Origin of the sequence: Paracoccus angustae (genome assembly GCF_042648745.1) — a bacterium.
Taxonomy (GTDB): domain Bacteria; phylum Pseudomonadota; class Alphaproteobacteria; order Rhodobacterales; family Rhodobacteraceae; genus Paracoccus; species Paracoccus angustae.
On sequence record NZ_JBHRXY010000017.1, the window covers coordinates 1 to 25,915 of the forward strand.

Annotated in this window: 22 protein-coding genes and 3 pseudogenes; 15 read left to right on the plus strand and 10 right to left on the minus strand. The window is 63.1% G+C overall.

The genetic code is table 11. The features are described from left to right. Window positions 1-408: 408 nt before the first annotated feature. The 5 genes and pseudogenes from ACFOM8_RS15990 to ACFOM8_RS16010 form a co-directional block, all read right to left on the minus strand. Window positions 409-1,151 (minus strand): IS5 family transposase gene (locus ACFOM8_RS15990; RefSeq protein ID WP_377763117.1). Its coding sequence is split into 2 segments (ribosomal slippage): window positions 409-869 and window positions 869-1,151, totalling 744 coding nucleotides; the frame shifts between segments, so codons are not numbered across the junction. After that, window positions 1,102-1,494, minus strand: a pseudogene (locus ACFOM8_RS15995) (transposase); the annotation flags it as partial. The gene ACFOM8_RS15990 and the pseudogene ACFOM8_RS15995, both read right to left, overlap by 50 nt. 70 nt (window positions 1,495-1,564) lie before the next feature. Beyond that, window positions 1,565-1,887: pseudogene (locus tag ACFOM8_RS16000) on the minus strand (HsdM family class I SAM-dependent methyltransferase); the annotation flags it as partial. A gap of 60 nt (window positions 1,888-1,947) precedes the next feature. Then, the gene (locus ACFOM8_RS16005; protein WP_377763017.1) at window positions 1,948-2,487 is read right to left on the minus strand and encodes a type I restriction-modification system subunit M N-terminal domain-containing protein; all 540 of its coding nucleotides are present in this window, start codon (window positions 2,485-2,487) and stop codon (window positions 1,948-1,950) included. Next, window positions 2,457-3,088 (minus strand): annotated as a pseudogene (locus ACFOM8_RS16010) (hypothetical protein). Before ACFOM8_RS16010 ends, ACFOM8_RS16005 begins: the two are co-directional and overlap by 31 nt. 611 nt (window positions 3,089-3,699) lie before the next feature. Between ACFOM8_RS16010 and pobA the strand changes: the two are divergent. Genes pobA through ACFOM8_RS16035 form a run of 5 tightly spaced genes read left to right on the plus strand, consistent with a single transcriptional unit; the run spans window position 3,700 to window position 8,393 of the window. After that, on the plus strand, window positions 3,700-4,869 hold the full coding sequence (gene pobA / locus ACFOM8_RS16015; protein WP_377763019.1) for a 4-hydroxybenzoate 3-monooxygenase: 1,170 nt from the start codon (window positions 3,700-3,702) through the stop codon (window positions 4,867-4,869). A 14-nt stretch (window positions 4,870-4,883) separates the two neighbouring features. Continuing rightward, a complete protein-coding gene (locus tag ACFOM8_RS16020) occupies window positions 4,884-5,513 on the plus strand; it encodes a hypothetical protein (RefSeq protein WP_377763020.1) in 630 nt (209 codons plus the stop codon). Next, window positions 5,510-6,538, plus strand: coding sequence for a TRAP transporter substrate-binding protein (locus ACFOM8_RS16025; RefSeq protein WP_377763022.1), 1,029 nt, complete (start codon window positions 5,510-5,512; stop codon window positions 6,536-6,538). Before ACFOM8_RS16020 ends, ACFOM8_RS16025 begins: the two co-directional genes overlap by 4 nt. 17 nt (window positions 6,539-6,555) lie before the next feature. Beyond that, window positions 6,556-7,077 (plus strand): TRAP transporter small permease, encoded by a 522-nt coding sequence (locus ACFOM8_RS16030; RefSeq protein ID WP_377763023.1) that lies wholly within the window; start codon window positions 6,556-6,558, stop codon window positions 7,075-7,077. Beyond that, on the plus strand, window positions 7,074-8,393 hold the full coding sequence (locus ACFOM8_RS16035) for a TRAP transporter large permease (RefSeq protein WP_377763025.1): 1,320 nt from the start codon (window positions 7,074-7,076) through the stop codon (window positions 8,391-8,393). The genes ACFOM8_RS16030 and ACFOM8_RS16035 overlap by 4 nt, the downstream gene beginning before the upstream one ends. Before the next feature lie 82 nt (window positions 8,394-8,475). Here the strand turns inward: ACFOM8_RS16035 and ACFOM8_RS16040 are convergent, their stop codons facing one another. Together ACFOM8_RS16040 and ACFOM8_RS16045 are read right to left on the minus strand one after the other, a co-directional pair. Continuing rightward, a complete protein-coding gene (locus tag ACFOM8_RS16040; protein ID WP_377763027.1) occupies window positions 8,476-9,282 on the minus strand; it encodes a sugar phosphate isomerase/epimerase family protein in 807 nt (268 codons plus the stop codon). After that, window positions 9,279-11,006, minus strand: coding sequence for an FAD-dependent oxidoreductase (locus ACFOM8_RS16045; RefSeq protein ID WP_377763028.1), 1,728 nt, complete (start codon window positions 11,004-11,006; stop codon window positions 9,279-9,281). The genes ACFOM8_RS16040 and ACFOM8_RS16045 overlap by 4 nt, the downstream gene beginning before the upstream one ends. A gap of 87 nt (window positions 11,007-11,093) precedes the next feature. On the opposite strand from ACFOM8_RS16045, the gene ACFOM8_RS16050 reads away from it, so the two are divergent. The 6 genes from ACFOM8_RS16050 to ACFOM8_RS16075 all read left to right on the plus strand — a co-directional run bounded on the left by ACFOM8_RS16050 (window position 11,094) and on the right by ACFOM8_RS16075 (window position 18,055). Further along, window positions 11,094-12,014: a LysR family transcriptional regulator gene (locus ACFOM8_RS16050; protein WP_377763030.1), complete on the plus strand. Its 921-nt coding sequence runs from the start codon at window positions 11,094-11,096 to the stop codon at window positions 12,012-12,014. A 125-nt stretch (window positions 12,015-12,139) separates the two neighbouring features. Next, on the plus strand, window positions 12,140-13,141 hold the full coding sequence (locus tag ACFOM8_RS16055; RefSeq protein ID WP_377763031.1) for a Bug family tripartite tricarboxylate transporter substrate binding protein: 1,002 nt from the start codon (window positions 12,140-12,142) through the stop codon (window positions 13,139-13,141). Between the two features lie 102 nt (window positions 13,142-13,243). Next, window positions 13,244-13,810 carry a tripartite tricarboxylate transporter TctB family protein gene (locus ACFOM8_RS16060; protein WP_377763033.1) on the plus strand — a complete coding sequence of 189 codons (567 nt, stop codon included), beginning with the start codon at window positions 13,244-13,246 and terminating at the stop codon, window positions 13,808-13,810. Further along, a complete protein-coding gene (locus tag ACFOM8_RS16065) occupies window positions 13,810-15,330 on the plus strand; it encodes a tripartite tricarboxylate transporter permease (RefSeq protein ID WP_377763034.1) in 1,521 nt (506 codons plus the stop codon). Before ACFOM8_RS16060 ends, ACFOM8_RS16065 begins: the two co-directional genes overlap by 1 nt. Next, entirely contained in the window at window positions 15,327-16,169 is an 843-nt protein-coding gene (locus ACFOM8_RS16070; protein WP_377763036.1) for a shikimate dehydrogenase family protein, read from the plus strand. Before ACFOM8_RS16065 ends, ACFOM8_RS16070 begins: the two co-directional genes overlap by 4 nt. After that, a complete protein-coding gene (locus tag ACFOM8_RS16075) occupies window positions 16,166-18,055 on the plus strand; it encodes a bifunctional sugar phosphate isomerase/epimerase/4-hydroxyphenylpyruvate dioxygenase family protein (protein WP_377763038.1) in 1,890 nt (629 codons plus the stop codon). Before ACFOM8_RS16070 ends, ACFOM8_RS16075 begins: the two co-directional genes overlap by 4 nt. Window positions 18,056-18,427: 372 nt before the next feature. Here the strand turns inward: ACFOM8_RS16075 and ACFOM8_RS16080 are convergent, their stop codons facing one another. Beyond that, entirely contained in the window at window positions 18,428-19,345 is a 918-nt protein-coding gene (locus tag ACFOM8_RS16080) for a LysR family transcriptional regulator (protein ID WP_377763039.1), read from the minus strand. A 184-nt stretch (window positions 19,346-19,529) separates the two neighbouring features. Here ACFOM8_RS16080 and ACFOM8_RS16085 point away from each other — a divergent pair, with 184 nt between their 5' ends. The 4 genes from ACFOM8_RS16085 (at window position 19,530) to ACFOM8_RS16100 (ending at window position 24,239) form a co-directional block, all read left to right on the plus strand. Beyond that, complete coding sequence (locus ACFOM8_RS16085) at window positions 19,530-20,486, plus strand: TAXI family TRAP transporter solute-binding subunit (protein WP_377763041.1); 957 nt, start codon at window positions 19,530-19,532, stop codon at window positions 20,484-20,486. 52 nt (window positions 20,487-20,538) lie between these two features. Next, window positions 20,539-22,509: a TRAP transporter permease gene (locus ACFOM8_RS16090; protein WP_377763042.1), complete on the plus strand. Its 1,971-nt coding sequence runs from the start codon at window positions 20,539-20,541 to the stop codon at window positions 22,507-22,509. Between the two features lie 14 nt (window positions 22,510-22,523). Continuing rightward, window positions 22,524-23,411, plus strand: coding sequence for an MBL fold metallo-hydrolase (locus ACFOM8_RS16095; RefSeq protein WP_377763043.1), 888 nt, complete (start codon window positions 22,524-22,526; stop codon window positions 23,409-23,411). Between the two features lie 129 nt (window positions 23,412-23,540). Then, complete coding sequence (locus tag ACFOM8_RS16100) at window positions 23,541-24,239, plus strand: DUF2270 domain-containing protein (RefSeq protein ID WP_377763045.1); 699 nt, start codon at window positions 23,541-23,543, stop codon at window positions 24,237-24,239. Between the two features lie 414 nt (window positions 24,240-24,653). Here ACFOM8_RS16100 and ACFOM8_RS16105 read toward each other — a convergent pair whose 3' ends face one another. Then, window positions 24,654-25,043, minus strand: coding sequence for a hypothetical protein (locus ACFOM8_RS16105; protein WP_377763046.1), 390 nt, complete (start codon window positions 25,041-25,043; stop codon window positions 24,654-24,656). A gap of 192 nt (window positions 25,044-25,235) precedes the next feature. Further along, a complete protein-coding gene (locus tag ACFOM8_RS16110; RefSeq protein ID WP_377763048.1) occupies window positions 25,236-25,910 on the minus strand; it encodes a GntR family transcriptional regulator in 675 nt (224 codons plus the stop codon). Between the last annotated feature and the right edge of the window lie 5 nt (window positions 25,911-25,915).

Here is a 25,915-nt window from a genome sequence, read left to right on the forward strand (position 1 = left end):
ATCTGTCATGCAGGCAGGGAATCACAGATCAAGCCACAGGGGTATCCTGAATCGGGAATGGCGCAACGTGCTCTAGGACGTGCTGCGCCTGGATGCGTAGGGCATGTCGACCCGGTGAATTGCACTTGCGACCGGCGTCGGCAGGACAACGGTCATTGGGTATCTGCGCCATGCCGCAGTGGCTGGCCTATCCTGGCCGCTGCCCGAAGGTTTGGACAAGGAGGCACTGGAACGGCGGGTGTTTCCGCCTCCGCTGCCCTCGCAGGATCTCCAACTCGCCGCCGCATACTGGGCAATGGTTCATTGCGAACTAAAGCGGCCGGGTGACGCTGGCGCTCCTTCGGGACGAGCTATAAACAATCGGATCAGCGGCGCAGGCTACCCTGCGCCGCATTCGTTTTAGAACACCTAACAAATCCTCCTGATTTGGTTGAGGCAGATGAGAGCGCAGCCGAGGATCACGAAAGCCTCGTGGATGTCGGCGCGCCACTCATAGCGGATGGCGAGGCGGTGAAAACGGTTGAGCCATGCCAGTGTCCGCTCGACGACCCATCGGTGTCGGCCCAGCCTTTCGCTGCTGTCTATGCCTCGCCGTGCAGTGCGGGGCTTGATGGCACGTTTCCGGCATTCGCTCCGGCAGCGGCCATGGTCATAGGCCTTGTCGGCGTGGAGCTTGCGCGGACGGCCACGACCGTGGCGCACGCCAAGCACGGCATCCAGAGTAGGTGCCAGCATCATGCTGTCGTGCCGATTGGCCGGGCTCAGCCGCACCCCGAGCGGGGTGCCCCGCCGGTCGACCACAAGATGGCGCTTCGTGACCGGTTTGCCGCGATCCGTGGGGTTCGGGCCGGTTTCTGCACCCCCCTTTTCGCCGCAATGGCGGCGCTGTCGAGGCTGGCCCGGCTCCAGTCCAGATGCCCGGCGTCCGACAGCCGCTCAAGCAGCACGCGGTGGAGCCTGGCCCAAACGCCAGTTGTCTGCCAGTCACGCAACCTGCGCCAGCAGGTCATGCCTGAGCAGCCAAACTCACGCGGCAGCATCTCCCAAGGAATGCCAGATCGCAGAACGAAAATGATGCCGACCAAGGCCACCGATCTGTCAGTTTTCGATCCGTCCCGCCGTCCCCGAATACTGGCGCGCCACGCCGGCAGATGCAGTCCCCTTCTTCAGGAAGCCGGTCTTATCCACCACCAGCATCCCGTCCGGATCACCAAGCGCCTTGATGCCGTAGCATCTCACCAGACGGCAAAGCTCATCGGCCGACCAGGATGATCGCCCCAGAAGCGATTGGATGCGGTAAGGACGCTCGAAGCCCGCCTCTTCCGCCAGCATCCAGCCGGTCTTGCGTTCGGCTCCCGACAGCACGCCGTCAATGAAGGCGTTTGCCGATTGCTGCTGCTCGCGTCGCCCAAAGGCCGGCGCGATGATCTCTCTCAACTCCTGGAGCGCGGCCTGCCAGTCGATCAGGGTTCCCGTCCAGTCCGCAACAGACATGCCAACCCACTCCCCGCCAAGCGACATAACCACACCGGATCAGGGAATGGTATAAAGCGCAGCTGTAGTACTAGAGCGTATCGCGGGCATCAAGATTCAGGTTGGCCAGAATCACGTCGGCGCGCAGGTCGGGCAGTTCGTTCTTTTGGAAGGTGCCTTCCGAGTTCCAGCGGATGTCGGCGTCGATCCCGCGGACGGCCAGGTTCATCTTGCACAGCCGCCAGGTGGTGTAGTTCGACCCCTGCCCGTAGATGGCGATGTCGCCCAGACGGCCGCCGTGGGCCTCGACGAACTTCTCCGACTGCACGAACATGCCGCCCGAACCGCAGCAAGGGTCATAGACGCGCCTTTGTAGGATTCCAGCATCTCGACCATGGTGCGGACAACTGAACGGGGGGTGTAGAACTCGCCGCCCCGCTTGCCCTTGCTGCCCGCGAACTGGCCGAGGAAGTATTAATAGACCCGGCCCAGAAGGTCGCGCGCCTTGTCCTTGCCTTCGCCCAGAGCGATGCCGGAGATCAGGCCGATGAGTTCCCCGAGCATGACGGCGTTTAGGGCCGGGTTCACCTTCTCGATGGCGATCATCGCTTCGTCAATTAGCTTGCCGATGCTGGGCTGCTTCGCGCTGGCCTGCAGATGGGACCAGCGCGCCTCGGGCGGCACCCAGAAGATGTTGTCGGCCAGATATTCGTCGGGATCCTCGGCGCCTTCGGGATGCTCCGCAAGCAGGTCGTTGCGCTTGGCCTCGAAACCGTCCGAGATATGCTTGAGGAATATTAGGTCAAGGGCTACATGCTTGTAATCCGAGGGCTCAATATTGCCATGCAGCTTGTCGGCCGCTTTGAACAGGCTGGATTCGATGCCCAGATCAGAGCCGTTTTCGGTTGCCGCGATTGGAAATCTGCCCCTCGGAGAAAGTCTTTTTCCAGACCGTATTGCAGCCATAGGGCGAAATCCAGCCGCTAACGGCGGTCTGAAGGCCGCAGTTCCCACGGCCTTGCCCTCGGCATCACCCCCGTCACCTCGACCTCCCGCAGCATCCCGCCCGCGATCAAGCCGTCGTGGATCCAGCCTATTGCCTGCCACCAGTCGTCATAGGCGCGGCGGGCGGCTTCGATCTGGCGGGGATGAGGCAAGAAGGAGACCGGGCAGGCCAGGATATCGACGCTGCGCCATTTTCCGCATGACACCACCCGCGCGGTGCCGACGACCGCGATGACCGCCCGTTCCCTATGCTGGTTGCGCTTGACCTCGACCGGCACGCAGCGCGGCACGGTGCCGGGCATGCAGTCCAGGGTCAGCCCGGCGCGGGCCAGTTCCGCGACCCGGATCGCCATGCGCCTGCCGCCGAAGCAGTCGGGCATGCCGGCCACGCAGGCAGCGATGACCTCGGCATCCTGGTGGGTGTAGCTGCCCATCTTGTGCTGGCCGCCATCGATCCTGCAGCCCAGTGCCGCGCGCTGCAGCAGGACATGTTCCAGCCCATAGCCGAAGCTCTCGCCGGTTCTGTCCTCCAACACGGGCGGTCCAGCTGCGCCCTCTCGACCCGGAACGCCCATTCCACCGCCGCCTGCAAGCCCAGCGCGCGTTTCATCCGACCGCCGCCCGTGCGGCCGATCCGTCCCTCACCTGCGGCACCAGCCAGAAGATGCCGGCTGTGACAGCGTCGCGCTGGACACCATCCTTGCGGACCTTCGCCCGGCTCATCACCGCTCGTCCGCGCGAATTGAGGGCTGTCACGCCTAAGGCGCGAGTTGCGCAACAACGCCCTGCCGTCGCGCAGTTTTTCCGTTAGCGCCTCACGCGATCCGTCGACCTATCGTCAGGTGCGGGTAGGGTGCTAGCCGGGCCATCTCAATCGCGATCTGCCACGTCAGTCGCGCAGCGACCGACGGCAGCGCGACCACTTTCAGCGCCAGGACGCCCCGGACTCGGATCAGCAACTGCGCGCCCGGGTTCGCCACGAGGTCGGTTGATGTGCGGGAAATGGTGTGCTGATTCAGCGAAAGCCTCTCGACCGCGCACTACAGGCTTCGCTGGCAGAGGATCTCGGTAAAGACCGGGAGGTGGCGAAACATGATGCGGCGGTCCATTCTTGCCTCTTATGGTAAGTATCTGCGCCGTTATCTCATTTTACTTGGTGCTTTGCACATGCAATCATGGCCCTGTGGATGGGGGAGAGTTCCCAGCGAGGGCGGGGGGATCATGCGCACACAGGTTGCCATCATCGGCGGTGGACCGGCCGGTCTGCTGCTGGGGCAATTGCTGTACCGCCACGGCATCGACTCTGTGGTGGTCGAACGCAAGACTCGCGAGTATGTCCTGGGCCGGATCCGGGCTGGCGTACTCGAGGCCGGGCTGGTGCGCCTGATGGAAGAGGCGGGTGTGGCCGACCGTCTTCATGCCGAGGGGCACGTCCATCACGGTACCCAGATCGCCGTAAACGGCCAGATGTTCCACCTGGATTTCAACGGACTGACGGGAAAACCGGTCGTTGTCTACGGTCAGACCGAAGTGACCCGAGACCTTTATGACGCGCGCGAGGCCGCGGGTCTGACGACCGAGTTCCGGGCAGAGGGCGTGGCGATCCACGGCGCCGATACCGACAGCCCGCATGTCGCCTTCACCCGGGATGGAACCGAGCATCGCATCGACTGCGATTTCGTGGCGGGATGCGACGGCTTTCACGGCATCAGCCGCCAGACGATCCCTCTGGCGGTCCGGCGCGAATATGAAAAGACCTATCCTTTCGGCTGGCTGGGCGTGCTGTCGCGGACGCCGCCGGTCCATGACGAACTGATTTACGCCAATTCCGAACGCGGCTTTGCACTGTGCTCAATGCGCAACGACAATCTGTCGCGCTATTACATCCAGTGCGCCCTGTCCGACCACCCTTCGGACTGGACCGACGCCGCCTTCTGGGCCGAGTTGAAGCGCCGCCTGCCGCCCGAGGTGGCCGACCGGCTGGTCACCGGCCTCAGTATCGACAAATCCATCGCACCGCTGCGATCCTTCGTGACCGAGCCGATGCGGTGGGGTCGGCTGTTTCTGTGCGGCGACGCCGCGCACATCGTGCCGCCTACCGGGGCCAAAGGCCTGAATCTCGCGGCCAGTGACGTGCATTACTTGCATGACGGGCTGCGGCAATTCTATCGAGACAACGACTGCGCGGGCATCGACGCCTATTCCGAACGCGCCCTTCTGCGGGTCTGGAAAGCCGAACGCTTCAGCTGGTGGTTCAGCGGCCTTTTGCACCGCTATCCCGACATGTCGCCCTTTGACCTGAAGATGCAGCAGGCCGACATCGCTTTCCTTCGCGACAACCGGGCGCAGCAGCAGGCCTTCGCCGAGAACTATGTGGGATTGCCATACTGATGGAAGCCGCATGGGTGAGCGGGGTCGATCTGCATTTTGCCGACGAGGGGCCGCAGGACGATCTGGCGATGGTGTTCTGCAACTCGCTGGGCACCGACCTGCGGCTCTGGGGCGGGCTGCTGCCGCATCGGCCCCGGTTCGCCGGTGACGTGGGCGCGCTAATCCGTGATCGGGATTTGGGGCAGGCGGTCTTCGTCGGTCTATCGATCGGCGGGCCGGATGGGGCCACGCCTCCCGATCTCCTCCGCGCCCCGGCGGATCCCATCCCCGGCGCGCGCCGCGACCTGATCCAGGATGCATGCCATATCCCCTGCGCGCAAACGCCCACCGTTGGCGGATCATCAATCATGCCGCAGAAGTCAAACCCGGTGGCGGCTGAGGCCCCGGTCAGCATCGCCCGACTGAAGGCAGGTGGCGTGTCGATGATTCATGGCGCGAGGATCTATGCGCAGGAACGCGACGGCTTGGCCCTTGGCGTTGAATGGCGGACGCTCGTGTTTCGGCAGATTGCAAGCAGCGAAGCAGGAACCCTTGCGACGGCGCTGTTATCCCTTCGGCCCAGGCACACCAGGCCGCCATCCTGGCGCCAGAGCGAAATACCGGCAAGTCTTGCCGATCATCACCATGGGAGGAGAACTACATGACACGAACGACCCTGCTGGCCACCGTGGCCGCGCTTTGCCTTGGCTCGGCTGCGACAGCGCAAGACGTGACGCTGCGCGTCCACCACTTCCTGTCGGCAGACGCGCCCATTCAGACCGGAGTGCTGGAGCCCTGGGAAAAGATGGTTGAGGAACAGTCCGGCGGGCGGATCGACGTGCAGATCTATCCCTCGATGCAGTTGGGGGGCAAGCCGCCGCAACTGTTCGACCAGGCCCGCGACGGGGTGGTGGACGTGGCCTGGACGCTGTTCGGCTATACCCCCGGCCGCTTCCCGGTGTCCGAGGTCTTCGAGTTGCCCTTCCTGGCGGGCAGCGCCACGGAAACCACGGCGGCGCTTCAGGAATACCAGGCGAAATACATGGGCGACGAACTGGCGGGCGTGCACCCGCTGCTGATCCACGCGCCCTCGGCCTACAAGCTGCACACAAAGGACAAGGCCGTGGCCTCGCTGGCCGATTTGGCCGGGCTGAAGGTCCGCGCGCCGTCCCGCACAATGACCGATGGCCTGAACGCCTTGGGCGCCACCGCCGTTGGCATGCCCGTGCCCGAGGTGCCGCAGGCGCTGACCACCGGCGTGATCGACGGCGCCGTCATCCCGTGGGAGGTCTTCGGCAGCCTGCGCATTGAAAGTGTCACCCGCAATCACACTGAATTCGGAACCGAGAATGGCGGACTGTCCTCGGCCGTGATGGCATTGGTGATGAACCAGGCGGTTTACGACGGGTTGCCCGACGATCTGAAGAAGGTCATCGACGACAATTCGGGCGCGGCCCTTGCGACGCTTGCCGGCACCGCCTTCGACGAGGCCGAATTGGCCGAACGCCAGAAGGCTGTTGATGCCGGCAACACCGTCACCGTCATCTCCGAAGAGAACCTGGCCGAATGGCGGGAAGCCAGCCAACCGGTGATCGACGCCTGGGTCAAGACCATGACCGATGCAGGCCATGACGGCCAGGCCATGCTGGACGACGCCCGCGCGATGCTGGACAAGGCGCGCGCGCAGTGAAGCCGGCGGGGGGCGACATGACCGATCCGGCGGACCTGACCGAGCATGCCCTGCCCGTGCCGGTGCCGGGCTGGCTTGTCGCCCTCTGCCGCTTGTTTGCCGCCATCGGGGGGCTGGTGATCCTGGCAATGATGCTGATGACGGTCATCAGCGTCGTCAAGCGGTCGGTCCTGGGCGCTCCTGTTCCCGGTGACTTCGAACTGGTCGAGCTGGGCAGCGCCATCGCGATCTTCTGCTTTCTTCCCTGGTGCCAGGTCAGTGGCGGCAATGTCCTGGTCGATTTCTTCACCAGCAAGGCCAACCCCCGCACCAATCACCTGCTGGAGGCATTGGGTGACCTGGTTTACCTGCTGATCGCCGTGCTTCTTGCCTGGCGGCTGTTCCACGGTGGGGCCGAGATGCGGCAATACGGCGAACAGACCATGGTTCTGCGCATACCCTTGTGGTGGGCATTTCCTGTCATCATCCCGGCCATGGCGCTGCTGGTCGCGACCTGCGCGGCCACAATGGTCGGACATCTGCGAAAGGCCCGGACATGACGGGGATCACCGCCGGACTGACCTCTTTTGCTGTGTTGCTGGCCCTGATGGCCGTGCGCATTCCCATTGGGGTGGCCATGCTGGCCGTGGGACTGGGGGGCTATGCGTTGTGGACAGGCACCACGCCGCTGCTCGCCTTCCTCAAGACCTCGACTTATTACCAGTTCTCGACCTATTCGCTGTCGGTCGTCCCGCTGTTCGTGCTGATGGGCGAGTTCGCGACAAAGGCGGGGATGAGCCGCGCCCTTTACCGCACCGCGGCGGCTTTCCTGGGCCATCGCAGGGGCGGGCTGGCCATGGCCTCGATCGGCGGCTGCGCGGCCTTCGGGGCAATTTGCGGGTCGTCGCTGGCCACCGCTGCTACCATGGGCCAGGTCGCCCTGCCCGAAATGCGCCGCTACAACTACAGCGGGGCGCTTGCCACCGGATCGCTGGCGGCGGGGGGAACGCTGGGGATCCTGATCCCGCCCTCGGTCATTCTTGTCCTTTATGCGCTGATGGCGGAAATGAGCATCGCCAAGATGTTCGTAGCCGCAATGGTGCCCGGCCTGCTGGCGGCGGTGGGCTACATGCTGGCGGTCGCGATCTTCGTGCGCCGCCACCCTGCCGACGGTCCCGCCGGACCCCGCGCCACCTGGCCCGAGCGGCTGGCTGCCCTGCGCGAGACATGGTCGCTGATCCTGATCTTCGCCCTGGTGATCGTCGGGATGTATCGCGGCTGGTTCACCCCAACCGAGGCCGCGGCCGTCGGCGCCTTTGGTACTGGGATGCTGGCTGTCCTGCATGGCGGCATGCGCCTGCGCGGCATCGCCGATTGCCTGCGCGGCACAGCCGGAACATCGGCCATGATATTCCTGATCCTTCTAGGGGCCGAAACCTTCAACGCCTTTCTGGCACAGACCCAGACACCGATGCTTCTGGCTTCGGCAATCCAGAATTCGGGCCTGTCGCCCATGATGATCCTTCTGGCGATGCTGGTGCTGTATCTGGTGCTTGGCTGCGTTATGGATTCCATGTCCATGCTGTTGTTGACCATACCGATCTTCTACCCGATCATCGCGGGCCTCGACTTCGGAATGTCGCGCGAGGAGACACTGATCTGGTTCGGCATCCTGGCCGTGGTCGTGGTCGAAGTCGGCCTGATCACCCCGCCGGTCGGCATGAACGTGTTCATCATCAACGGCATGGCGCGCGACGTGCCGATGATTGAAAGCTTCCGAGGCGTGCTACCCTTTCTGATCAGCGACATCATCCGCATTGCCATCCTGATCGCATTCCCGTTCATCACCCTGGGAGTCGTGCGGCTCTTGAACTGAGCGGCACTCTGCAACGCCCATTGCGCTCCGTTCTGGACCAGCGGCGGCAAGATCAATCGCGCTTGGGGCAAGATGCCCTTTTCTATCGATTTTCTAGGAGGTTTCGACAGCCTGCGGCCACTCTTTGCAGAACTTCATTTTCGCCCACGGACAGTGTCGCTGCGGTCATAGGGACCTCAGCGACCACAGGGACACCGGCGGGCAGTGCCGCAAGGAAACCGACGAGATTTATCTCGCCCTCGCCCGGTGGAAGACGTTCGTCACGCGCCGTGTGCAGCAACTCGGCCTCGGTGTAAGGCGGGTGGATAGGTGCATCGGCCAGATGGACGAACGGCAGCAAGGATGCCGGAGTCTCGCGCAGAAGGTCGAGCGATGATGCCGACCGGTCGAAATGCAGGCTGTCCGCCAGAACGCCAACCTTGTCGCCCGCCGCCTTCGCCATTGCCAACGCGGATGAAAGATCGGGAACGACGGTCCAAGGGAAGAATTCCAGAACCACAGCCAGTCCCCGTTCCGTCGCCAGACGGGACAGTGCGCCAAGCCGATCAGCAAGCCGCCCCAGATCAGGGTCATAGGGCGCGGCGATGACATGCCTGGCCCCCAGTTCGGCCCCCGCATCCAGGAACGGGCAAAGGTCGGCAGGATCCAGTTCGGGTGTGATCCGGACGAACTCGATATCGTTCACCAAAAGCCCGGTGGCCGCCAAGGCATGTCGTGTTGCCCGCATCAGGGCCGGATCGTTCATCAGCGGATAGCCGGGGCTGGTGTCGGTCACCCGCAGCAATCTCAGGCCGACCCGCTCGAAACCTGCTCGCGCGGCCGCCTCGATGAACGCGGGAGGGGCGAGGTTGATCGCCGTCAGATGAGCTACGCCAAGGGGATGGGTCATGTGTTGCTGCCTGCCGCATGTCGCGCGGCGATAAAGCCAAAGGTCAGCGCCGGTCCCAGATTGATGCCGCCTGCCGGATAATGGCCGCCCATCACACTGGCCATGTCGGTGCCCGCTGCGTAAAGCCCGAGAATGGGAAGCCCCTTGCCATCCAGAACACGGGCCTGTCCGTCCGTGCGCAGTCCTGCGAATGTGCCGAAGCTGCCAGGGACGACCTTGACGGCGTAGAATGGTGCGTGGTCGATTGGGGCAAGGCAGGGGTTCGGACGCTGGTCGGGGTCGCCCTGCAGGCGCATGTAGGCCGTCGTGCCACGTCCGAACTGCGGATCCTTGCCTTGGGCAGCAAGGCTGTTGAACTGCTGCACCGTGTCCTCCAGTCCCCTCTCGTGGATGCCGCAGGACCGCGCCAGGGCGGCAAGGGTTCGGCCCTGTTTCAGGTATCCCGACCGAAGCCAGGAACCGATCGGCACCGGAGCCGGGCGCACGATTCCCAGGCCATAGCGCCGCAAGAACCGATGATCGCAGACCAGCCACGAGGCCATCTCGCGCTCTGGGGGCACGGCCTCCAGCATGGCGCGGACATAATCGTGATAGCCTAGCCCCTCGTTGCAGAAGCGCCGCCCTGACGCCAGGACGCCGATCACGCCTGGCTTGCCGCGGTCGATGATATGGGGAAAGACACCGGTACTGCCATCAGGCCAGGTGACTCGCGAAACCGGACACCAGGCACCGGGCGCGGCCAGATCGACGGCCTGACGGCCACCCACCACTTCGCCAAGCCGGAGCCCGTCGCCCGTGGCGGTCGGAACTGCCAGGCTCAGATGGCTTGCGGGTCGCGGAAAGGTTGCCTGACGCCGAGCCAGGTCATGGCCATATCCGCCACAAGCCAGAACGACGCCGCGGCGCGCACGCACCGCGATGTCCTGCCCGCCTCGACGCAGCACAGCGCCCATCACGCCATCGGCTCCGGTGATCAGTCGTTCGATTGCGTGCCCCGGACGCATTTCAACGCCGCAATCAAGCGCCGAGCGGATCAGCCGTGCCGCAAGCGCGCTGCCGTTGCGAAGCTGCATCGCCCGCCGGTGGCGCGCCAGATCCCACAGGTGGCGGCCCAGGCGGCGGGTGACATGAAGCGCCGAATGGACCGACCGCGTCGCGGTCATAAAGGCACGCAGGTCAGCGCCGGCCTGGATCGTCAGGCCCCAGAAGGTGGTTTCCCGCAGGGGCGGACGCAGCAGCGCGATCTGCCGGCCCAATGCGCGCCCGTCGAAAGGCTTGGCGATCACCGACCGGCCTCCGGTTCCGGCCCCCGGCTGGTGGGCATAGGTGTCGGGAATGTGCAGGCCGCCGTCGAACTGCAAGGCGGTTTCGCTTTCGAAAAAGGCAACCATCTCCGGCGCAGCATGGAGGAACGCATCGACCAGGCCAGGATCGAAGTTGCTGCCCAGCACCGCCTCGAGATAGCGGCGCGGGGCATCTGCCCCCTCGGCGATGCCATGCCGCCGCGCGACGGGATTGCCGGGCGCCCAGATCCAGCCGCCCGACCAGGCCGTCGTGCCGCCCAGAACGGCGTCCTTTTCCGCAACAATCACCCGCAGCCCTCGATGCGCTGCCGTCACCGCCGCCGCCAAGCCTGCCGCGCCCGACCCCGCGACCAGAAGATCGCAGGTGTCTGCCCATTCGATCGCATTGCGATCCGCCTTATCGGTATGCGCCTGTGTCATAAAGGTAGTTTGACGATATGAGATATAACGTCAAATATACTGATGTTCCTGCCAGTAACATCATGTTAACTTTCATGGGGAACAAACATGGCCGATCTTACTCTCCGGCAGGTTGAAGTCATCCGCGCGGTCATGCTGACCGGCACCATCAGCGGCGCGTCCGAAATGCTGCACGTCTCGGCGCCCGGCATCAGTCGACTGGTCAAGCACGCCGAGGAGTCGCTTGGCATCCGGTTGTTCGAGCGAAGGGCCGGCCTGTTCGTGCCCTCGATCGAGGCGTCGCGGGTCTTTGAGCAAGTGCGAGAGGTTTATCGCGGGGTCGAGAACCTGCAAAGCGCCATAGGGTCCTTGCAGAAGGGGGAAGATGTGCGGCTGTCTTTCGCCTCGGCTCCGTCCATCGCCCAATTCATCGCGGCGCGTGCCTTGCGTCGCGTCCGTGACCGCTATGCCGATCTGTTCATCGACCTCAACATCCTCAAGATCGAGGAAACAGTGGAATACCTGCTGCTGGAACGCGGCGAATTCGTGGTGATGAGTTCGGCCGTCCAGAACGCGGCCATCGAGAATGAGCAGATCGCGGAAGGGCGCCTGGTTGTCATCCTGCCTGAAGGACACAGGTTGGCGCGGCAGCCGGTGCTATCCGTCAGGGAACTGGCGAATGAGCCGCTGATCGGCATCGATCCGGACGATCCTTACGGCGCGCAGATGGCCCGGCCGTTTGTGGAAGCAGGTATAAGCCTGCGCCACGCGATCCGCGGGCGGTTCGCCCAGACGGTGGTCAGTCTGGTGCGCCACGGCCTTGGCGTTGCGGTGATCGACGAATTTTCGGTTGCCGAGGTTTATATGCCTGGTCTTGTGCGAAGACCGCTCGCTGAAGATGTGCGCATCCGAAGTTATGTCGTGCGCAAGAAGGGCAGGGTTCTGTCAGGCTTCGCGGATTACGCCATCCAGCAATTCCGCCGGGAACTGACGCGCGCGGTGGAGGATGGTCCCTCGCTGCGGACCTGAGAGTAACCTGATGTTAATGGAGCTACCATCTTAGTATTTGACGTTATAGCAATGTTTCATGATCTTTTGTCCCAGTCGTCACTGTGTTCTTGATCAGTGGATCGTACGAAAACGGGAGGAGCTTCATGAAACACATCGTAATCGGTGCGCTTGGCGCATTCGTCTTGTCCGCCACCATGGCTGCGGCGGAATATCCTGAAAAGGAAATCCAGGGCATCATCACCTGGGGCGCTGGCGGCTCCACCGACACCGTCATGCGGTCGGTGACGCCCCATGCCGAACAGGTCCTGGGCGGCAAGGTTGTCATGCAGAACATCACCGGCGGCGTGGGGGCCATTGGGCTGAACCAGGTGGCGAACGCCTCGGCCGACGGCTATACGCTTCTGATGGCTGCGGAAAACCCGCTGCTCTACAAGGTCATGGGTCTGGGCGACAAGGACTATTCCGACTTTACCCCGATCAACATCCTGGCGCGCGGCACGGCGGTTCTGGTGGCGAACCCGGATGCGCCCTTCGACGACTATGCCGGGATGATCGAATACATCAAGGCCAATCCCGGCGAACTGCGGGTGGGATCGACCGGACCGGGCGGCCTGCCTTCGGTCGTGACCGCCATGATCGGCGCCGTCGAGGGCGAACTGGACGTCATCACCGTGCCTTATGACGGCGACGGCCCGGCGCTGACGGCGTTGCAGGGCGGCGCCATCGACGTGATGCCGGCCGTTCTGGGCGCCTCGATCGAGTTCATTCGTGCAGGCAGCATGAAACCCTTGGCCATCGTTGCAGAGGAACCCAGCGACAAGCTGCCGGATGTGCCCGCCATCACGACCTTCAACGACGGCTACGACCAGTATCTGCCCTGGGGTCCGTTCTTCGGCGTCTTCGTCCCGAACGGCACGCCCGACGACGTGGTGGCCAAGCTGACCGAGGCTTATGCCGCTGGCGCGCAGAACGCCGACTTCACCAAGCTGATGGAGGACCGCGGCTTCACGCTGATGAACATCTCGGGGGCCGAGGCGCAGGACTTCCTGACCAACTGGCAGCAGGTCACGACCTGGCTTCTGCACGATGCGGGCCTGACCAAATCGTCGCCCGAGGAGTTCGGGATCGCGCGTCCCGCCAACTGATCCCTCTGGCGGGCGGCATCCTTGCCGCCCCTGGCAGCCCGGCGCCGCGCGGTTCAGCCGCGAGCGGCGCCCCCCTGTCTTGCATCCCAAAGGGAGGATGTCATGCCCCATATCGACCCCGAACATCACGACGGCACCTCGGACGCCACGCCGGGCGGCGAGGAAAACCAACGCCGCCCCGGCGAGCTTGCCTTTGCCCTGATCCTGCTGGTCGCGAGCCTCGCGCTCTTGTGGAACGCCTATGGCATATCCGGCTTCACGGCCCTGTCCGGGGCGGGCGCGATCCCGATGGCGACCAGCTTCGTCATGGCCGTCACCGCAGGCATCGTCGCGCTGAAAACCGCGCGCCTGCCGCTTGACCGGGCCGAGACCATCGCCCGCGACATCCTGCCCGGCGTTGTCCTGATCTTTGCGGCCTTTCTGGTTGCCTATGGCTTCCTGCTGCGCCCGCTCGGGTTCCTGCCGACATCGGCGCTGTTCCTGATCGCGACCATCAAGATCCTGTCGGGCCGCAGCTTGGGATGGACGGTGCTTGTATCGTTGGGCAGCCTTCTGGTGGTCTGGCTGATCTTCCGGATCGTCTTTACCGTGCTGATGCCCGCCGGCATCGTGCCCGAGGGCGAGATCATCCAGATGTTCCGCAACCTGATCGGCGGGGGAAATCCGTGATGGATGCGCTGCTGAATTTCCTGACCGTCTTCACTCAACCGGAACTGTTCCTGCTGGTCGGCGTGGGCACCTTTGCCGGTGTTTATGTCGGCGCCATTCCCGGCCTTTCGGTCACCATGGCGGTATCGATCCTGGTGTCCTTTACCTTCTCGTGGGAGGTGTATCCGGCGATCTCGCTGATGATCGGCATCTTCATGGGCGGTGTTTACGGCGGCTCGCGCACGGCGATCCTGCTGAACATCCCCGGCGCGCCCTCGGCCATCGCCACCGCGCTGGACGGCTATCCCATGGCGCAACGCGGCGAGGCGGGCGCCGCCATCGGCATCACCACCGTGATGTCCTTCCTGGGCGGCTTCATCGGCATCGCCGTGCTGGCAATCGCCGCGCCTTTCGTGTCGGACTTCGCGCTCAGCTTCCAGCCGCGCGACTACATGCTGCTGGCGGTGCTGGGCATCCTTCTGGTCGGATCGCTGTCCCAGGGCAGCCTGGTCAAGGGCATCTTCGCGGGCGCCCTGGGCATTGCAATCGGTGCCGTGGGCCGCGACCCGCTGACCTTTTCGGAACGTTTCACCTTTGATCTGTCCTTCATGGAAAGCGGCATCTCCTTTATCGCCGTGATGATCGGCATGTTCGGCGTGTCCGAGGCGCTGTTGCAGCTGCACCACCTCGACAAGGCTGCCGTGCGCCAGAAGATCGACCGCATCGTGCCCTCCTGGGCCGTTTTGAAGAAGCATCTGCCGCTTTCCCTCCAGACCTCGACCATCGGGGTGATCATCGGCGCCCTGCCGGGCACCGGCGGCGACATTGCCGCGCTGATGGCCTATGACCACGCCAAGCGCGTGACCAAAAATCCCGAGCGCCAGTTCGGCGACGGCGCGATCGAGGGGCTTGTCGCGCCCGAGACCGCCAACAACGCCGCCGTGGGCGGGGCCTTTATCCCGATGATGACGCTGGGCATCCCCGGCGATGCGGTCACCGCGATCATGATCGGCGCGCTGTTCATCCACGGGCTGAATCCTGGGCCGATGCTGATGATCGAGCAGCCGGACATGTTCTGGTTCATCGTGGGCGCGCTTGTGACCGCGAACTGCTTCATGCTGCTGTTCGGCCTGACGGGCATCAAGCTGTTCGTGAAGATCGTGGAAATGCCCCGTGCGGTGCTGATCCCGCTGATCATGCTGCTGTCCATCGTCGGCGCCTATGCCGTCAACAACGCCATGAGCGATGTCTACTGGATGCTGGCCTTTGGTTTGTTCGGCTATTTCATGCGGCACTATGGCTATCCCTTGGGACCGGTGATCCTGGGCGTGATCCTGTCGCGGCTTCTCGATGACAACTGGCGCCGCGCGATCATTTCCGAACGCGAGGATCTGGGCCGGTTCTTCTGGGGCGTCGTCACCAGCCCGCTGTCGCTGGTGCTGTTCCTGGCGGTGATCGGGATCTTTGTGTCGCAGACGCCGGTCTGGGCCTGGGGCAAGGCGCGGTTGCTTGGCAGTCCGGCAAGAGAGGACAAGGCATGACCGACCTGAAGCTCGGCCTCATCGGCGACAACATCGCCCGGTCGCGGTCTCCGCTGCTGCACCGGCTGGCGGGTCTCCAGAACGGGATGGAGGTGGCTTACGACCGCCTCATCCCCCGCGACATGGGCGAGGACTTCGACACCGTCTTCGCTTTGGCCGGCAGTCGCGGCTATCGCGGCATCAACGTGACCTATCCCTACAAGGAGCGGGCGGCCGCCAAGGTCGCCATCGACGATCCGCTGGTTCGCGCCATCGGGGCGGTCAACACGGTGCTGTTCGAACCGGATGGACCCCGGGGGCAGAACACGGACTATACCGGTTTTATCGCCGCCTATCGCAATGTGCGGGGCGACACGCCGCCTGGGATCGCTTGCCTGATCGGGACCGGCGGCGTGGGCCGGGCGCTTGCCTTTGCTTTGGTTGCACTGGGGGCCGAGGAAATCAGGCTGGTTGACCGCGACACCGCCAAGGCCGAGGCCTTGGCCGCCGACCTGCGCGCGCTTCCCAATGCGCCACGGATCGTGGCTGAACCCGATGCGGCGCGGGCTGCGGCAGGCGCGACGGGTTTGCTGAACGGCACGCCGGTCGGCATGGTCGGCCATGGCGGCACGCCGTTGTCGGCGCCTGCCATGGCAGGGGCGGCCTGGGCTTTCGATGCCGTCTACACTCCGGTCGATACCCAGTTTCTCCAAGACGCCGAAGCCGCGGGGCTGAAAGTCATCTCGGGCTACGAACTCTTCTTCTTTCAGGGCGTTCACGCTTGGGACCATTTCGCGGGCAAACCGCTTGATCAGGCGTGTTTGCGGTCCGAACTTCTGAACCATGGCGAGGATGTATGAAGACCTCGATCGCGACCGTCTCGATTTCCGGCACTCTTCGCGAAAAGCTGGAGGCCATTGCCAAGGCAGGCTTTGATGGCATCGAAATTTTCGAGCAGGACTTCATCGCCGATACCGGCTCTCCACGAGAGATCGGCGCGCTGATCCGCGATCACGGTTTGGCCATCACCCTGTTCCAGCCCTTTCGCGACTTCGAGGGGCTGACCGGCGCCCTGCGCGCCAAAGCGTTCGAGCGCGCCCGCTACAAGTTCGACACCATGGCGGAACTGGGCACCGATCTGATGCTGGTCTGTTCATCCGTCCACCCCGAGGCGGTAGGAGGTATTGACCGGGCGGCGGATGATTTTGCCGAACTGGGCGCGATTGCAGCAGAACGCGGCCTGCGCGTCGGCTACGAAGCACTGGCCTGGGGGCGCCATGTCAATGACCACCGCGATGCCTGGGAAATCGTGCGCCGGGCCGACCATCCGAATGTCGGCCTGATCCTGGACAGCTTCCATACGCTTGCGCGCAAGATCAACCCGGACACGATCCGCCGGATACCCAACGACAAGATCTTCTTTGTCCAGCTTGCCGATGCCCCCCAGATCGACATGGACCTGCTGTACTGGTCGCGTCATTTTCGGTGCATGCCGGGCGAGGGCGACCTGCCCGTCACCGATTTCATGCGCGCCGTTGCGGCGACCGGGTATGACGGAACCATCAGCCTGGAAATCTTCAACGACCAGTTCCGGGGCGGACGCCCGGCAGGGCTTGCGGTGGATGGCTATCGCTCGCTTGTGGCGATCATGGACGATGTTCGTCGGATGGAACCCGACATTGTCGCGACGACCCCCGACCTGCCCTCCCGTATCCGGGTCAAGGGTGTCGAGTTCATCGAGTTTGCCACCCAAGCCGAAGACTCGGATGCCCTGGCCCAGCTGTTGCGCTCGATGGGGTTCCATCATGCAGGCAGCCACCGGAGCAAGCAGGTCGCGCTGTGGCAGCAAGGCGATATCCGCATCATCCTGAATTCGGAAAAGACGGGCTTCGCCCATTCCGCCTATCTGATGCACGGCACCAGCATCTGCGACGTCGGGCTGCGCGTGTCCAGCGCCCAGGATACCGTGGCCCGTGCGCTGGCTCTGGGGGCCGCGCCCTTTTACCAGCCCCCGGGCCCGGGAGAACTGGACATCCCGGCCATCCGCAGCGTCGGCGGCAGCGTCCTGCATTTCATCGACGAGGACAGCGGCCTTTCCGAGGTCTGGACCGTCGAATTCGAACAGACAGATGATCCGGCCAATGGCGGGGCGGGCCTTTACCGCGTCGATCACATTGCCGAAACCATGGTTTATGACGAGATGCTCAGCTGGTCGCTGTTTTATACGGCGATCTTTGACATGTCGCGCGCGCCCATGGTTGATGTCATCGACCCTGACGGCCTTGTCCGCAGCCAGGCGATCCGGTCGCCCGATGCGGCCTTCCGGATCACGCTGAACGGTGCGGAAACGCATCGAACGCTTGCCGGCAGCTTCCTGTCGGACAATTTCGGTGGCGCGGTCCAGCATGTCGCTCTGCAAACTGCCGACATCTTCGACACGGCCCGGCGCATGGCGTCGCTGGGCTTCCGGCCGCTGCCGATGACGGGAAACTACTACAAGGACTTGCAGGCGCGCTTCGCCCTTGATCCGGACACCCTGAGCGACATGCAGGCGCTGAACATCCTCTATGACGAGGACGCGAACGGCGCATTCTTTCAGTTCTACAGTCAACCCTTCGCCGGCGGATTGTTCTTCGAGATCGTTCAGCGCGTTGATGGTTATGACGGCTACGGAGCCCCGAACGCGCCGTTCCGCATCGCGGCACAGAAACGGCTGCTGCGGCCGAAGGGAATGCCGAGGCTGTAGGTCTGCGCTTCGGTGGGGCTCCAAGGCTGCGACAGTCCGGCTCAGGGTGGTCGTGAACAAGTGCTGCGCGCTGCCGTTGGCTCCCGATAGATCAGGCATGGCGCGCGCCATGAGGCCGACCGGACCTGCGGTCATGCGCGTAGCGATCGGCAGATGCACCAGCCCCACGGCCACACTTTTTCCCGAAATCAGCGAGACCGCGTCGACAAGCAGCGTAGAGAAGCCGAAAGGCACCCGAGACAGCCTCGATCCGGTGCTGAAGCAAGACGGCTAGTCGAAGAGGAGCAGGCGATTCTGCGGACGAGCCTGGCCACGGCATTTTATATCAGCGTGGATTGCAAGCGTGCCAAACAAGTTATTCCACCAATCCTTTCAGGAATTGCGGGGCTCCTCCCATCTGGTCGCCACGGAAACGAGGATTTGCACAATGGCCTCTCCTGCCCGGGTAAGGGGTCGCGTCTTTGGCCAAGCAACGATGTAGCTCTGAACAATCTCCGGCTCTACGATACGATGCGCTTGAACCGCGCCAAGTGTCAGTTTGTCTGAAAAGGTGCTGCGTGGAAGGATGGCGTTTGCAATTCCACTCTCTACATAGCTGCGAATCATCAGCAGCGAGTTTGATTCAGCGAAAATGTTGAGTGTGGCACCGATTTCCTCGGCTATATCGTCGAGCTTGCGCCGAAGCGGGTTGGATCGCTCTACCACTACTTGGGGGTAGCTGGCAGCGTCGCGAAACCGCATCACGCCATTCGGCCCAGCCTGGGGTAGCGCGGCGTCGGCCGCCGCCACCAGATACATTCTCTCGCTCCAGAGAGGCTTGGCGTTGACGCTGGTAAGCGCGCTATTGTCAGGCACAATGCCGACATCGGCCCGCGCGTTCTCAAGAGCGATACGGACCGAAACGCTATCGCTGGATTGAATGCGCAGCGACACTTGAGGGTAGTCGGTCATCGCGCGTCTAAGCAGCTCAGGCACGATGGTTTCGGCGATAGCGTTGGGGACAACCAATGACACCTGCCCGGAAACAGTTTCGGTCTGTTCCTGCACGTCTTTTTGGGCTGCGGATACCTGTTCTAGGATGGCACGGGCGTGCTGCAACATGACCTCTCCACCCCGAGTAAGGACGGTGCCCCGAGTGGTCCGGCGCAGGAGCTTCGTTTTCAAGCTATCCTCGAGCGCCTTTAGCTGCTGAGTTAGTGCAGGTTGCGCCACTCCGACGCGTCTTGCCGCGCGAACCAAACTGCCCTCCTCGGCCACCGCGATAAGATAGCGGAGTTGCTGCAGTTTCATAGGCGCCCCGCAGTCGTTTCTATATAAATGGAGCTTATGACGAGTAAGTCAAAATTATGACTTATTTATTGCGCTGTCCAGCATAGAAAATTGCGGAAAGTCCAACGATTCTTACAGGGAGATGGTCGTGAATATATCAGGTCTCGGGAGGAAAGAACGAAACCGGCGCGACGTTCTGCGCGCAATGGCAGCGATGGGGCTTGTGACAGCGACGCCAATGGCGGCTTTCGCACAAGCGGGCAGCCTGCGGTGGGGCTCGTCCAGTATCGGGTCATCTGGCTACGTGATCCTGGAGGCGCTTGCGAATGTCACCAACCGCAACACGGAACTCAAGGGCTCGGTGCAAGCCACTGCGGGCACGACGGAAAACTTCGTGCTAATGGACCGCGATCAACTCGACATTGCTCATACGACGTCGCTGGACTGGGTTGCGGCCAAAGCAGGTGACAAACCATTTCCGGGCGTAATCGAGGCAAACCAGCTGCTCTGCTATACTCAGTGGGAGAACCCGCCGCTGGTGATGGCTGACTCGGACATCCAGACGATCGAGGACCTCAGGGGCCGCAGCTACTCACCATCGCAGCCAGGCAGCGGCTCGGCGGCCATGGCGCGGATCCTTTTCGAGGCGGCCGGGATCATCGACGACATACAGTGGGTCTATGGCTCTTGGGGCGAGGTTTACGACCTGTTCGGCCTCGGGCAGATCGACGCGGTGCACGGCGTCTTCACCAACGGCGAGCCGATTGGCGAGGTCGTGAAGGCCGAGGCTGCCGCGCCCGTTCGGGCGCTGGAATACTCCGAGGAGGTGCTGCGCGCGGCGAACGCCCGGAACGCCGGCATCTTCAGCACCGAACTGACACCGGACACTTGGCCGACGCTTGACCGGCCTATCAGGACGCCAGGGTTCTCCGGCATTCTCGGGGCCGACACGCGCGTGAGCGCCGAAGACGGCTACGCCATCACCAAGGCCATTCTGGATCATGTCGACGAGGTGCACAAGTTCGGCAACTTGCTCCACGGCGTCACGCTCGAGAACGCTGTCGCCGGGCTTCTCATTGGGCATCCAGTGAATGCCGGGGCGGCCCAATACTATAAGGAAAAAAACGTCTGGCGCGACGATCTCTTGATCGCTGGCGCGTGAGCGCGCCCGCATCGACGCGACTGTCAGACATGCTCACAAGGAGGAACCTGCAATGAATCTCACGGGCTGGCTGCCGGAGGATACCCTCCGCGGCCCGGACGGGAAGGTCCGGCCGATCGCCTGGCTGCTGCTGGCGACGGTGCTGTTCATGGCGGCAAGCCACATCGCGCAGCTCTGGCTGCTGATCCTTCCCTCGGGCCAGTTCAAGGCACTGCACCTCGGCCTTGCGTTGATCGTGGTGTTCCTGACGCGGGCGCAGTTGGAGAACGGTTGGGCCCGGCGGATCCTCGGGGTGGCGCTCGCGGTCCTCTCGCTGCTCTGCTGCGCCTATGTCATCTGGATGTTCGACGCGCTGGTGAACGAGCGGATGTTCGGTCCGTCGGCCGGCGACATGGTGGTGGGCAGCGCGCTTCTCGTGGTTACGCTGATCGCCACGGCCTCGACCTGGGGTTGGACGATCCCGGTGCTGGCGGTCCTTACACTGCTCTACGCCAGCTTCGGCAACGTGTTCGAAAGTCATCTGCTCTACCACAGCGGCGTCAGCTTCGATCGGCTGATCTCGTACACGTCGATCCCGTTCTTCCAGGGATTGCTTGGCTCGATGACCGGGCAATCAGCCTCGCTGATCTTCATCTTCATGATCTTTGCGGGCCTGCTGAAATCGACCGGCGGCATTGACTTCATCCTGACCGTGGCGGGCCGCCTCGGCGGGCGGACCGCCGGCGGGCCGGCGAAAGTGGCGGTGATCGGCAGCGGGCTGATGGGGATGATCTCCGGCAGCACCGTCGCCAACGTGGCGAGCACCGGCACGATCACCATCCCGCTGATGAAACAGAACGGTTTCAAGCCAGAGCAGGCGGGCGCGATTGAGGCGGTCGCGTCGAACGGCGGTCAGTTCATGCCGCCGATCATGGGCCTGACGGCGTTCCTGATCGCAGGCATGACGGGCATCTCCTATCCCACCATCATGTTCGCGGCACTGATGCCGGCGCTGATCTACTACGGCAACCTGTTGGTCGCCGTTCACTTCTTGGCTGTGGCCCAAGGGCTCCGCGGCATCTCCGGGGACGGCAAGGCGGCGGCGGCCCTCCGTGTGGGGGCTGAGGTCAAACAGTACTTGCACTTGATCGCCGGGCTGGTGCTGCTCGTCTACCTCCTCTCCGTCGCCATTCCGCCGGCGCATTCGGGCATGATCGCCTCGGCGTTCATCGTCGTCGCTGAATTCGGCAAGCAACTCTACATTCACCGCAACGCGCCGATGGAGGGCGTGCGCGCCACTTGCCGGCGCGTGATCTCCGGTCTCTACGATGGGGTCGGTAACGGTGCGCAGATTGCCGTGGTGATCGGGGCGATTGGTATCATCGTCGACATGCTGACCGTTACCGGCTTCGCACAGAAGTTGTCCAACATCATGCTCTCTGTCGCTGGTGACGGTCCCTGGATGCTGCTGCTGCTGGCCGCGATCTCCTGTCTGGTGTTCGGTCTGGGGATGCCGACTCCGGCGGCATACTCGATCGTCGCGGTTTTGGCAGCGCCGGCCCTTGTCGATTACGGCATCGATGTGCTCGCCGCCCACATGTACGTGTTCTTTTACGCCAACATGTCGGCGGTCACACCACCGGTCGCGCTCGCTGCGCTCGTCGGCGCCAAGATTGCCGGGGCCGACTACATGCGCACCGCGATCAAGGCCACCTGCCTCGGGCTGCCGGGCTTCATTCTCCCGGTTATGTTCATCATCTCGCCCGAGCTTCTGATGCTTGAGGGGAGCGTGGCGCAAAGGGGCCTCACCTTTGTCGCAGTGCTCGCCATGTTCGTCGCTCTGAACGCGGCGATCAGTGGGACTACCTTCGAGCGAGGGATGCCGATCGTCATGCGATCCGCAATGCTGATCTGTGCCGCTCTACTCGCCTGGCCAAGTCCCGTCATCCGAATTGCCGGACTCGCATTACTGGCCATCGCGTTTGTGGTCGAACACCGGAGGTCGGGCGCACACACTGCGTCCCCCATCCCCGCAACGAAATAAAAGGACTGTCAGAAATGAAATTTACTCTTCTCGGAAGCGGCACACCTGCTCCATCGCTTCGCCGCCAGAGTTCAGGATATGCCGTCGAGATCGGCGATGATCTGCTTGTCTTCGATCATGGGCCGGGGTCGCACCACAGGTTCCTGGAGGCTGGGTTCCGGGCGCGCGACGTCACCCACACCTTTCTGACTCACTACCATTACGACCACATTGCCGACTTTCCGCGGCTTGCGCTTACCCGCTGGGATCATGGGCCAGCGCACGGTGCTCCGCTGAAGGTCTTCGGGCCGGACCCGCTTAACCAGGTTATGGACGCCTTCTTCGGCGAGCGCGGTGCTTATGCCATGGACATCGAGTCACGCTGCACCAGCGAAGCGTCTCTTGGCGTTTACAAAACGCGGGGCGGCATGGGGGCTCGGCCGGCGCCGGCTTTCGAGCGCCGTCAAGTAACGGCCGGCGACGTGGTGGAGGGCGACGGCTGGACGGTGCGCATCGGGCCTGCGCGGCATGTCGGCGGGCCGCTGAATTCTGTGTCCTATCGGATCGAAACCGCAGCCGGCTCGATCCTTTATGCCGGGGATTCAGGTGGCGTGTTCCAGCCGCTGATCGACTTCGCGGCGGGGGCGGATGTGCTGATCCTGATGAATCACTTCTTGTCCGGGCGCGAACCAACCGACGAATATCGGCGGGCTTCGGGGTCACATCTCGACAACGCTGAGATTGCCCGCAATGCCGGGGTAGGCATGCTGGTGCTGACGCATCTCCAGCCCGACCTTGACACAGTCGGCGTCCGCGAGCGGATGCTTGGCGAAATGAAAGAAGTCTTTGATGGTCCGATCATCGTTGGAGAAGACTTGATGACCATTCCATTGAAAGTGCCCGAACTCGGCGCGGCCGACTGAGACAAGCCTTCGTCCATCGGCATCGGCGCCGCTTTGCCAGAGCGGCACCGTACAATTGCTTTCAACCGGACGGCCTCGACCAGCTTCCCCAGCCTTTCTTTATGCGACTAACAACAGGCTTCCACACGAATGGAACTTCCTAAGGCGCCCCTTCGACCCGCGCACGCGCAAACGTCCGACTTCACGGCGGCGGAACTAGGGGCGATTGCTCACCTCTATCGCGGCGAGATATATCGCTCAACAGTCTGGCGAACGCGGCTCGACACCACCACTAATTGGTCGGTCGTGACTTTAGGGGTAGCGCTGTCGCTCGTCTTCGCCTCGCCAGAGGCCTCTGCGGTGCCGCTCATGCTGGTGGGGGTCTTGATCACAATTCTGCTTGTGATGGAGACGCGCAGGTATCGATATTTCAATGTCTGGCGGGCGCGGGCGCGCTGGATGGAGACCAATTTCTATGCACCAATGCTGTCGCGGCAGGTGCCGACGGGCGATCGCCCTTGGCAGATCGTGTTGGCAAGCGATTATATTCATCCAGAGTACCACGTAGGGTTCTTAACCGCACTGGGGCGCCGGGTCCGGCGCAATTATCTCTGGATTTTGCTTATTCAGTTCGGTGCTTATCTGTCTAAGCTGGCAGTGCATCCGCTGCCGGTGACAGGAATACACGATCTACTCGGCCGAGCTACGCTGGGTGCGATCCCGGGAAGCCTAGTGTTGTCAGCCGGCTCTCTGTACGTGAGCATTTTTTTCTTACTGGCGATCTGGAGCAAGCTTTCAGACCGGGGGAAATGGAAGGCCAGCCGAGGAACCATGGTCAGCGGAGGCTGACAGGCTAGGGTCTTTAAAAGACTTCCCAATTCAGAAACCTGATGATGTGATGCAGTCAAACCGCGAGATTGCGGCAGAGAAAGCCGCCTCATCTTCTGACCAGGCTGGCACAGCCACTGACCTGCCCTCCATGGGTCCCTCGTTCATAACGAACGTCTGCCGATTTGTGCGCTCCCCAGCCTTGGACCGCCGGATGCCGGAGTTTTCCGGCTCATAGTTGTTCCACCAGTCAGCCTTCAGCCTTGTGATCGTCTTGGCGGAAAGACCATTGGCTTTCGGGCCCAGCAGTGCCGCGAGCGGCTCGCTGAAATCACCCGTGCCGACGATCAGAGGGATCGAGGTTCAGCTCGCGGATCTGCGCGTTGCTGACACCTTCCTCGGACTAGGCCCAGATCTGGCCGGAAATTTGCGCGATCAGATCCTCGGGCAGGCCCATGGCCTGCTGAAGCCGCGCAGCGCGCCCTTGGCGCGGTAGTGGATCACCATGGCGCAGAGCGCGGCGCGATCCCGGTCGTCGGTCTCGTAGACCCACTGGATCACCTCCTCGCGGCGCTCGTGCTCGAAGTCGACATCAGTGTCCGGGGGCTCATGCCGTTCCTCGGAGACGAAGCGATCGAACAGCAGATCGGTGCGGCTCGGGCCGATGGCGGTGATGCCCAGCACGTAGCAGACGGCGGATTGGACGGTCAGGAAGTAGGGGGCGTAGGAGAGCTTACTGGTCATGCGCAGGTCATGGGCCAGTGGCGCCTTCGCCTCATTGGGCACACCTTCCGGATATTGTGATGCGGCCTCCTTGAGCGCCATCGCCTTGCTCCTCGTAGCGGTGTTCAGCTTCCTTCGCAAGAAAACGAAGGAGCTTGACGCGTGCCTGCCCGCGATGGCGTAAAATCGCCGCCCTCGATCATCTGGACTCAGTAGCCCGCCCTCGAGGCGGGAAATGCGAGCGTCGGCTAGGATCGGCAACACCGCGGCGCTCGCAATTTTCAAATTGAACCGTCAGTCCTTTACTCTCAGCGCATCAGCCAAGACGTTCGTCGGAGGCGCCGTCAGATCGAAGTTGATCTGGTGCTCTATCCCCCGAAGATGTTCATCCAAGGCCGCAAGAGTGGCCTTTTCATCCCTTGCTTCGATCGCATCGACGATCTCGCGATGCTCATCATCGTTGCACAAGGCCGATTGCGCTGTTCCATAAAGCCCGATGATCAGCGAACTGCGCATGGTCAGCTCCTCCATGTAGCGCGTCAGGACCGGATTTCCGCCCAGACGTGCGAGCAGAAGGTGAAAGCCGCGCGTCAGGCGGATCACGACCGACCGATCACTTGCCTTGCAGGCATGTTCTTCGTGCAGATGCGCGCGCAACGCGGCAATGTCCTCGTCGGTCGCGTTGCGGACGACATTGCGGCAGATCGTCGTTTCGATGGCGCGGCGCGCCTGGAAGATGTTGCGGGCGTCCTCGACCGTCGGGGTCGAGACATACGCGCCGCGGTTGGGCAGATGCTCGACCACCTGCCAGGCGGTAAGGGTCGCCAGTGCCCGCCTAGCGTGCACGCGGTTGCAATCAAAAAGATCCGACAGCGCCTGCTCGCCAAGCTTGGTTCCGGCCCTCAGCCGCTGGTCGGCGATGGCGTCCAGGATGCTGTCAACAATGATCGTATCGGGAGCTGCTGTCATTCTGT

Excerpts from the sequence above, each read along its gene's own strand:
- pobA (WP_377763019.1), top strand. The coding sequence starts at position 3,700 with ATGCGCACACAGGTTGCCATCATCGGCGGTGGACCGGCCGGTCTGCTG.
- ACFOM8_RS16025 (WP_377763022.1), top strand. The coding sequence starts at position 5,510 with ATGACACGAACGACCCTGCTGGCCACCGTGGCCGCGCTTTGCCTTGGC.
- ACFOM8_RS16030 (WP_377763023.1), top strand. The coding sequence starts at position 6,556 with ATGACCGATCCGGCGGACCTGACCGAGCATGCCCTGCCCGTGCCGGTG.
- ACFOM8_RS16035 (WP_377763025.1), top strand. The coding sequence starts at position 7,074 with ATGACGGGGATCACCGCCGGACTGACCTCTTTTGCTGTGTTGCTGGCC.
- ACFOM8_RS16040 (WP_377763027.1), bottom strand. The coding sequence starts at position 9,282 with ATGACCCATCCCCTTGGCGTAGCTCATCTGACGGCGATCAACCTCGCC.
- ACFOM8_RS16045 (WP_377763028.1), bottom strand. The coding sequence starts at position 11,006 with ATGACACAGGCGCATACCGATAAGGCGGATCGCAATGCGATCGAATGG.
- ACFOM8_RS16050 (WP_377763030.1), top strand. The coding sequence starts at position 11,094 with ATGGCCGATCTTACTCTCCGGCAGGTTGAAGTCATCCGCGCGGTCATG.
- ACFOM8_RS16055 (WP_377763031.1), top strand. The coding sequence starts at position 12,140 with ATGAAACACATCGTAATCGGTGCGCTTGGCGCATTCGTCTTGTCCGCC.
- ACFOM8_RS16060 (WP_377763033.1), top strand. The coding sequence starts at position 13,244 with ATGCCCCATATCGACCCCGAACATCACGACGGCACCTCGGACGCCACG.
- ACFOM8_RS16065 (WP_377763034.1), top strand. The coding sequence starts at position 13,810 with ATGGATGCGCTGCTGAATTTCCTGACCGTCTTCACTCAACCGGAACTG.
- ACFOM8_RS16070 (WP_377763036.1), top strand. The coding sequence starts at position 15,327 with ATGACCGACCTGAAGCTCGGCCTCATCGGCGACAACATCGCCCGGTCG.
- ACFOM8_RS16075 (WP_377763038.1), top strand. The coding sequence starts at position 16,166 with ATGAAGACCTCGATCGCGACCGTCTCGATTTCCGGCACTCTTCGCGAA.
- ACFOM8_RS16080 (WP_377763039.1), bottom strand. The coding sequence starts at position 19,345 with ATGAAACTGCAGCAACTCCGCTATCTTATCGCGGTGGCCGAGGAGGGC.
- ACFOM8_RS16085 (WP_377763041.1), top strand. The coding sequence starts at position 19,530 with ATGGCAGCGATGGGGCTTGTGACAGCGACGCCAATGGCGGCTTTCGCA.
- ACFOM8_RS16090 (WP_377763042.1), top strand. The coding sequence starts at position 20,539 with ATGAATCTCACGGGCTGGCTGCCGGAGGATACCCTCCGCGGCCCGGAC.
- ACFOM8_RS16095 (WP_377763043.1), top strand. The coding sequence starts at position 22,524 with ATGAAATTTACTCTTCTCGGAAGCGGCACACCTGCTCCATCGCTTCGC.
- ACFOM8_RS16100 (WP_377763045.1), top strand. The coding sequence starts at position 23,541 with ATGGAACTTCCTAAGGCGCCCCTTCGACCCGCGCACGCGCAAACGTCC.
- ACFOM8_RS16105 (WP_377763046.1), bottom strand. The coding sequence starts at position 25,043 with ATGGCGCTCAAGGAGGCCGCATCACAATATCCGGAAGGTGTGCCCAAT.
- ACFOM8_RS16110 (WP_377763048.1), bottom strand. The coding sequence starts at position 25,910 with ATGACAGCAGCTCCCGATACGATCATTGTTGACAGCATCCTGGACGCC.